The following is a 7,637-nucleotide window of genomic DNA, read 5'->3' on the forward strand; positions in this document are numbered from 1 at the left end:
CCGCACCCGCTCCAGGTGCTCGCGGGACAGCAGTTTCTCCTGGGCCAGCCCGTTGTAGAAGGTCGCCAGTCCCAGCGCCGACACGTGGGCGTTGGTGCCGGGGAATTCCGCCGCCCGCCAGGCGGTCAGCTCGTTGGAGCCCAGTTCGTCGTCGGGCACGAAACCCATCGCGACCGACAGCGCCGCCATCGGGTGTTCGGCCAGCGACTCCGGGTGTCCGGGGGCCCCGCCGTTGGCCAGCACGTCGCGGATGTGCGGCTTGTTGATCATCTCCGCGCAGCGTTCGTGCTCGGCGGCCGGCAGGCCGATGTGCACGTCGATGCCCATCGGCTCGGCGATCTCGGTGCGCAGGTACTGCCCGAGGGTGCGGCCGGTGACCCGGCGCACCACCTCGCCCAGGACGAAACCGAAGGCCACCATGTGATAGCCCTGCGCGGTGCCGGGCTCCCACCAGGGTTCGGAGCCGGCCAGCGCGTCGCACACCCGGTCCCAGTCGGTGACCTCGCTCCAGTGCATCCGGGCGCGCGGGCCGATCACCCCGGAACGGTGCCCGAGGACCATGGCGACGGTGATGTCCTGTTTGCCGGCCTGGCCGAACTCCGGCCAGTACCGGGCCACCGGAGCGTCCAGGTCGATCTCGCCGCGGTCGGCCAGCAGGTGCACGCAGGTGGACGTCAGTCCCTTACTGCCGGAGAACACGCTGGCCAGGGTGTTCTCCCGCCAGGGGCGCCTGCGGGCCGCGTCGGAGTGACCGCCCCACAGGTTCACCACCAGATCGCCCTCGACCCAGACCGCTACGGCGGCGCCGACCTCGGCGTCGTGGGTGAAGTTGCGCTCGAAGGCGGTGCGGACCGCGGCGAACCTGGCCTCGCAGTGGCCGTTGACGGGCGGAGCCTCGATGCCGGGTGTCATTGTCTGGCCGCCTCCTGCCGAGAGCCGCCCCGCGAGTTGCGGACGCCGGGCCGACCCCGAATCTACGGCCGCCACGGTACCGAAAGAAGCTGCGAGTCGAATCGCCGCTGATCCGCGACCGTGTCGTGACCCCGGGCTCACCGCGCGTGTCGCGACCGATTTGACCTGCTGCAACGCCATACTCGCCTGGATCCAGCCGGCGCCGTCGGCGTGAAAGGTGAGCCCGCGTGGCCGTTGACGGATTCAGGCAACTGATGCTTCGGATGCGCGCGGCCGAGCGTGTTGCGCGATCGAGCCGCGTTCCGTTCGACGAGGTGTTCGGAGGCCGCGAGGAGCGTTACGCACGAAGGCTGGCGCTGTCCCTCGAGCGGTCCGCCGAACTGGAGGACGTCCGGCGCGAGTTTGCGGCGATGCTGCAGGCGGGTGTCGGACGACGGGACTTCCTCCGGCGCGCCGCGCTGCTCGGAGCGGCCGCCGCGGTGCCCGCTATGGGGGGATTCGCTCCGCGTGCCGGCGCGGCCACCGCGCCGCGAGTCGTCGTGGTCGGAGCCGGGTTCGCGGGGCTGACCGCCGCCTACCGGATCTACAAACTCAAGGGCTGGGTGCCCGCGGTCTACGAAGCGCAGGAACGTGTCGGCGGACGCGCCCGCACGATCCGCAGCGGGTCCGCCGGCCAGTACACCGAGGCGGGCGCCTCCGGCATCAGTTCCAACGAGGCGACGATCAGAAACCTGGTGGCCGAGCTGAGCCTCGGACCGCTCGTTGACGCCTTTCTCAACTACACGAACGCCGAGGACCTCTACTACTTCGGCGGCAAGAAGGTCCCGTGGAGCTCACTGGCCGCCGGGACCGCGGCGTTCTACGACCAGTGCGGCCGGGACTGGGCCAAGATCGGCAAGACGATTCCGACGTACGCGTCCTCCAACGCCTGGGCCAAGATCAAAGACGCCCAGTCGCTGGCGTCCTACATAGACGCGTCGACGACGGACCCGAACGCAAGGAGTTACCTCAAGGCGATCTTCGCCCAGGAGTACGGCGGTCCTGCCGAGGTCACGAGTTCCCTGCACGGAATCCTCGAAGAGGGCGGGTTCTGGGGACCGCAAGCCGGTTACGACGAGCGCTACGCGGTTCCCGGCGGCAATGACACCCTCGCGACCGCCCTGGCCGCGCGACTGCCGGCCGGCACGGTCAGGCTGGGCCAGCAGCTGAAGGCGATTCGGCTCAACGCCGACAAGTCCTACACGCTGACCTTCGGGACCGGCGCCGTCAACAAGGATGTGGTGGCCGACCGTGTGGTGCTGGGAATCCCGTTCTCGATCCTGCGGACCGTGGACTGCAGCCGGGCCGGTTTCTCGGCTGTCAAGCTACGGGCGATCCAGAACGAGAAGATGGGGACCAACGCCAAGCTGAACATCCAGTTCAGCGGCCGGCCGTGGGCCGACGCCAAGCAGAGCGGCGATTCGGTCTCGGAGCTGGCCACCGGGGCCACCTGGCAGGCCAGCTACCAAGCCAAGGCCCCGGCGTGGCTGCTCGCGCTCAACAACCGCAACTACGGATCCGCGCCGGCGCACGGGCTTGCGTCGCCCGCGGTGATCGCCGAGACGAACACCGCCATCGACAAGCTGTGGGCCGGCGCCAGCGCCCGGGAGATCAGCGGGCAGTTCTACCTGGACAACTGGCCGGCGGATCCGTGGGTGAAGGGTTCCTACTCCTTCTACGGGCCGGGTGGTTTCACCACCATCGGGGGGGCGGAGGCCGGCCGCGAAGGCTCCGTTCACTTCGCCGGCGAGCACACGGCGGTCTATGCGAAGCGCGGGACGATGGACGGCGCGGTCCAGTCCGGCGAGCGCTGCGCCAGGGAAGTCGCCAGCTACTAGCCCGTGCGGCCTGAGCTGCGGTTACGGCCCGCAACGCCGCCGGCGGGGCGGCCTGGTGGAGCGGGCGACGGGAATCGAACCCGCGTAGCTAGTTTGGAAGACTAGGGCTCTACCATTGAGCTACGCCCGCGTGCTTGCGCGAGCCCAAATGTACCGGCGCGGACCGGTCTGAATCCAATCGAACCCGGCCTGGGGCGGCCGGGTTCGGATTCGGGGCTGCCGGGCCGTAGGATCGCGCGAGAGTCCACAGCAGCGGGGTGTAGCGCAGCTTGGTAGCGCATCCGCTTTGGGAGCGGAAGGCCGCAGGTTCAAATCCTGTCACCCCGACACGCCCGCCGACACCCACGAGAACGAGGAGCACCACCGTGAAGAGCACCGTCGAGAAGCTGAGCCCGACCCGGGTTCGGATCAACGTGGAGGTGCCCTTCGCGGAACTCGAACCCGACTTCGACCGCGCCTACAAGCAGCTCGCCCGCCAGGTCCGGCTTCCCGGATTCCGCCCGGGCAAGGCCCCGGCCCGGCTGCTGGAGGCCCGGGTGGGCCGCGGCGCGGTGCTCGAGCAGGTCGTCAACGAGGTGCTGCCCACCCGCTACAGCGAGGCGCTGACCACCACCGAACTGCGTCCGATCGGACAGCCGGAGATCGAGGTCACCCGGATCTCCGACGGCGAGGAACTGGTGTTCACCGCCGAGGTCGACGTCCGTCCCGACATCGCGTTGCCGGACCTCGGCGCGCTGAAGCTCTCGGTCGACGCGATCGAGGTCACCGACGAGGAGGTGGACGCCGAGCTGCAGGCCCTGCGGGCCCGGTTCGGCACCCTCAAGGGTGTGGAGCGGCCCGCGCAGAGCGGGGACTTCGTCTCGATCGACCTCGCCGCCAAGGTCGACGGCGAGGAGATCCCCGACGGGCGCGCCGAGGGGTTGTCGCACGAGATCGGCTCCGGCCAGCTGATCGAGGGTCTCGACGAGGCGATCATCGGCTTGTCCGAGGGCGAGTCGACGACGTTCACGACCAAGCTGGTCGCCGGCGAGCACGCCGGGGAGGACGCCGACGTCACGGTCACGGTGAAGTCGGTCAAGGAGCGGGAGCTGCCCGAGGCCGATGACGAATTCGCCCAGCTGGCAAGCGAATTCGACACCCTCGACGCGCTGCGGGACAACCTGACCGATCAGGTCCGCCGGATCAAGCGGATCCACCAGGCCGAGACGATCCGGGACACCGCGCTGGAGACCCTGCTCGAGCTGGTCGAGGTGCCACTGCCCGAGGCGATCGTCGCGGCGCAGGTCGACTCCGCGCTGCACAACGCGATCCACGCACTCGACCACGACGAGGACAAGTTCGCCGAGGCGCTGGAGGCCCAGGGCAGTTCGCGGGAGAAGTTCGACAACGAGAACCGCGAGGCGGCCGAGAAGGCGGTCAAGACCCAGCTGCTGATGGACGCCATCGCCGACGATCTGGACATCCAGGTCGGGGAGGACGACCTGTCCGAGCGGCTGATGCTGATGTCGCGCCAGTACGGAATCGAGCCGCAGCAGCTCGTCGGCCTTCTCCAGCAGAACAACCAGCTGCCGGTGGTCTTCGCCGACGTGCGGCGCGGGCTGGCGGTGGCGGCGGTGGTCGAGGCGGCGACGGTCACCGACACCACCGGAGCGCTGATCGACACCACGGAGTTCTTCGGCTCGCCGGAGGCGGAGTCCGAGGGGGACGCCGAGGCCAAGCCGAAGGCCGAGAAGGCTGCAAAGAAGGCCGAGAAGAAGGCCGAGAAGAAGGCCGCGCCCGAACCGAAGGCTGAGGGCGAGGCTGCGCCGGAGCCGGCCAAGAAGGCGCCTGCCAAGAAGGCGCCTGCCAAGAAGGCGCCGGCCAAGAAGGCGCCTGCCAAGAAGGCGCCGAAGCCGGACAAGGCCGAGGCGGAGTAACGCCGACAGCGAAAGACCGCCGCCGCCGGCATGGCTACCGGCACCGGGTTGGTTAGGGTCAGTGAGAGCGTCAGTTGAAGCGGTCGAACGAAAGCAGGTAAGGGTGAGCCACATGCGTTCCGGGATAGGGCTGAACCTCCAGGACTCGGTTTACGAGCGGTTGCTGGCCGAGCGCATCATCTTCCTGGGGTCCCAGGTCGACGACGACATCGCCAACCGGTTGTGCGCCCAGATCCTGCTGCTGGCCGCCGAGGACCCCACCAAGGACATCTCGCTGTACATCAACTCCCCGGGCGGCTCGATCAGCGCCGGCATGGCCATCTACGACACCATGGTGCTGGCCCCCTGCGACATCGCCACCTACGCCATGGGCATGGCCGCCTCGATGGGCGAGTTCCTGCTGGCCGCCGGCGCCAAGGGCAAAAGGTACGCCCTGCCGCACGCCCGGATCCTGATGCACCAGCCACTGGGCGGCATCACCGGCGGGGCCGCCGACATCGCCATCCAGGCCGAGCAGTTCGCGCTGATCAAGAAGGAGATGTTCCGGCTCAACGCCGAGTTCACCGGTCAGCCCATCGAGCGCATCGAGGCCGACTCCGACCGCGACCGCTGGTTCACCGCCCAGGAAGCTCTCGAGTACGGCTTCGTCGACCACGTCATCACCCGCGCGCACATCTCTGGAGCCTCCAATGCCTGATCGCACGTCCTTCCACTCGGATCCCCGGCTCACTCCGCAGGCGCGCTACATCCTGCCGTCGTTCATCGAGCACTCCAGCTGGGGTGTCAAGGAGTCCAACCCGTACAACAAGCTCTTCGAGGAGCGCATCATCTTCCTCGGGGTGCAGGTGGACGACGCCTCGGCCAACGACATCATGGCCCAGCTGCTGGTGCTGGAGTCGCTGGATCCAGACCGCGACATCACCATGTACATCAACTCTCCCGGCGGCTCGTTCACCTCGCTGATGGCGATCTACGACACCATGCAGTACGTGCGCGCCGACATCCAGACGGTGTGCCTGGGGCAGGCCGCCTCGGCGGCTGCGGTGCTGCTGGCCGCGGGAACACCGGGCAAGCGGATGGCGCTGCCCAACGCCAGGGTGCTGATTCACCAGCCGTCGCTGTCCGGGGTCATCCAGGGCCAGTTCTCCGACCTGGAGATCCAGGCCGCCGAGATCGAGCGGATGCGCACCCTGATGGAGGAGACCCTGGCCCGCCACACCGGCAAGGACGCCGCGATCATCCGCAAGGACACCGACCGCGACAAGATCCTGACCGCCGAGCAGGCCAAGGAGTACGGCATCATCGACACCGTGCTGAGCTACCGGAAACTGTCCGCCCAGAACGCCTGATTGCGCGACACGCCGGAAACACCGGCGCTGCGCGCCACACCGCGGAAGTGCCGGTCAGGGGATATGTTGGGCTTCTCGGCGGATATCAGTCGCACCCCGGCAGAGGTTGCGGGTAGCGTCGAGGCAGACCGGCAGCAGGCGTGCGGTAGGACACGGCGAGATCGACGGCGAAGGAAGTAGGACCCCCACCATGGCGCGTATCGGAGATGGCGGTGACCTGCTTAAATGCTCGTTCTGCGGAAAGAGTCAGAAGCAGGTCAAGAAGCTCATCGCCGGCCCCGGTGTGTACATCTGCGACGAGTGCATCGACCTCTGCAACGAGATCATCGAAGAGGAACTGGCCGACAACGACGACGTCAAGCTCGACGAACTGCCCAAGCCCGCTGAGATCCGGGATTTCCTGGAGAGCTACGTCATCGGCCAGGACACCGCCAAGCGGACGCTGGCCGTGGCGGTCTACAACCACTACAAGCGCATCCAGGCCGGGGAGAAGCGCGACCCCCGCTCCGAGCCGGTGGAGCTGGCCAAGTCCAACATCCTGATGCTCGGCCCCACCGGCTGCGGCAAGACCTACCTGGCCCAGACCCTGGCCAAGATGCTCAACGTCCCGTTCGCCATCGCCGACGCCACCGCCCTGACTGAGGCCGGCTACGTCGGTGAGGATGTCGAGAACATCCTGCTGAAGCTGATCCAGGCTGCCGACTATGACGTCAAGCGCGCCGAGACCGGCATCATCTACATCGACGAGGTCGACAAGATCGCCCGCAAGAGCGAGAACCCGTCGATCACCCGCGACGTCTCCGGCGAGGGCGTGCAGCAGGCCCTGTTGAAGATCCTGGAGGGCACCCAGGCCTCGGTGCCCCCGCAGGGCGGCCGCAAGCACCCGCACCAGGAGTTCATCCAGATCGACACCACCAACGTGCTCTTCATCGTCGCCGGTGCCTTCGCGGGCCTGGAGAAGATCGTCTCCGACCGGATCGGCAAGCGCGGCCTGGGTTTCGGCGCCGAGGTGAAGAGCAAGGCCGAGATCGACACCCAGGACCACTTCGCCGAGGTGATGCCCGAGGACCTGATCAAGTTCGGCCTCATCCCGGAGTTCATCGGCCGGCTTCCAGTGGTGGCCTCGGTGACCAACCTGGACAAGGAGTCCCTGGTCAAGATCCTCTCCGAGCCGAAGAACGCGCTCGTCAAGCAGTACACCCGGCTGTTCGAGATGGACGGGGTGGAACTGGAGTTCGACGAGGACGCCCTGGAGGCCATCGCCGATCAGGCCATCCACCGCGGCACCGGGGCACGTGGCCTGCGCGCCATCATGGAGGAAGTCCTGCTGCCGGTGATGTACGACATCCCCAGCCGCGACGACGTCGCCAAGGTGGTCGTCACCAAAGAGACCGTGCTCGATAATGTTCTGCCGACCATCGTGCCGCGCAAGGTGCCGCGCAACGAACGCCGGGACAAGACCGCCTAGCGTTCTGCTTGCAGCCAGGTGACCCGGTCGGCGCGGGTGTAGATGTTCATCGAGTCACCGCGAAGGAACGCCACCAGGGTCAGGCCGGACTGTGCGGCCAGGTCTACCGCGAGCG

At 67.9% G+C, this 7,637-nt stretch carries 7 protein-coding genes and 2 tRNA genes; 6 read left to right on the top strand and 3 right to left on the bottom strand.

Features of this window, described 5'->3' with window-relative positions; genetic code table 11:
• Nucleotides 1-912, bottom strand: a 912-nt coding sequence (locus ACKOQ4_RS16845) for a serine hydrolase domain-containing protein (RefSeq protein WP_526293736.1), incomplete at its 3' end; no start/stop codon positions are given.
• Nucleotides 913-1,139: 227 nt separating this feature from the next.
• On the opposite strand from ACKOQ4_RS16845, the gene ACKOQ4_RS16850 reads away from it, so the two are divergent.
• Nucleotides 1,140-2,789: a flavin monoamine oxidase family protein gene (locus ACKOQ4_RS16850; RefSeq protein ID WP_526293737.1), complete on the top strand. Its 1,650-nt coding sequence runs from the start codon at nt 1,140-1,142 to the stop codon at nt 2,787-2,789.
• Nucleotides 2,790-2,845: 56 nt separating this feature from the next.
• Here the strand turns inward: ACKOQ4_RS16850 and ACKOQ4_RS16855 are convergent.
• Nucleotides 2,846-2,919: transfer RNA gene (locus ACKOQ4_RS16855), tRNA-Gly, on the bottom strand.
• A gap of 123 nt (nt 2,920-3,042) precedes the next feature.
• Here ACKOQ4_RS16855 and ACKOQ4_RS16860 point away from each other — a divergent pair.
• From ACKOQ4_RS16860 to clpX, 5 genes are all read left to right on the top strand, one after another.
• A tRNA-Pro gene (locus ACKOQ4_RS16860) sits at nt 3,043-3,116 on the top strand.
• A 38-nt stretch (nt 3,117-3,154) separates the two neighbouring features.
• Nucleotides 3,155-4,705, top strand: a complete 1,551-nt coding sequence (gene tig, locus ACKOQ4_RS16865) for a trigger factor (RefSeq protein WP_526293738.1) — start codon at nt 3,155-3,157, stop codon at nt 4,703-4,705.
• Nucleotides 4,706-4,817: 112 nt separating this feature from the next.
• The gene (locus tag ACKOQ4_RS16870; RefSeq protein ID WP_526293739.1) at nt 4,818-5,402 is read left to right on the top strand and encodes a ClpP family protease; all 585 of its coding nucleotides are present in this window, start codon (nt 4,818-4,820) and stop codon (nt 5,400-5,402) included.
• Nucleotides 5,395-6,054 (top strand): ATP-dependent CLP protease proteolytic subunit ClpP2, encoded by a 660-nt coding sequence (clpP2, locus tag ACKOQ4_RS16875; RefSeq protein ID WP_526293740.1) that lies wholly within the window; start codon nt 5,395-5,397, stop codon nt 6,052-6,054. Before ACKOQ4_RS16870 ends, clpP2 begins: the two co-directional genes overlap by 8 nt.
• 190 nt (nt 6,055-6,244) lie before the next feature.
• Nucleotides 6,245-7,522 carry an ATP-dependent Clp protease ATP-binding subunit ClpX gene (clpX, locus tag ACKOQ4_RS16880; RefSeq protein WP_526293741.1) on the top strand — a complete coding sequence of 426 codons (1,278 nt, stop codon included), beginning with the start codon at nt 6,245-6,247 and terminating at the stop codon, nt 7,520-7,522.
• Here clpX and ACKOQ4_RS16885 read toward each other — a convergent pair.
• Nucleotides 7,519-7,637, bottom strand: a 119-nt coding sequence (locus ACKOQ4_RS16885) for a formate dehydrogenase accessory sulfurtransferase FdhD (protein WP_526293742.1), incomplete at its 5' end; no start/stop codon positions are given. The two genes, clpX and ACKOQ4_RS16885, sit on opposite strands and share 4 nt — an antisense overlap.

This window comes from Mycobacterium sp. (genome assembly GCF_046095365.1).
Taxonomy (GTDB): domain Bacteria; phylum Actinomycetota; class Actinomycetes; order Mycobacteriales; family Mycobacteriaceae; genus Mycobacterium.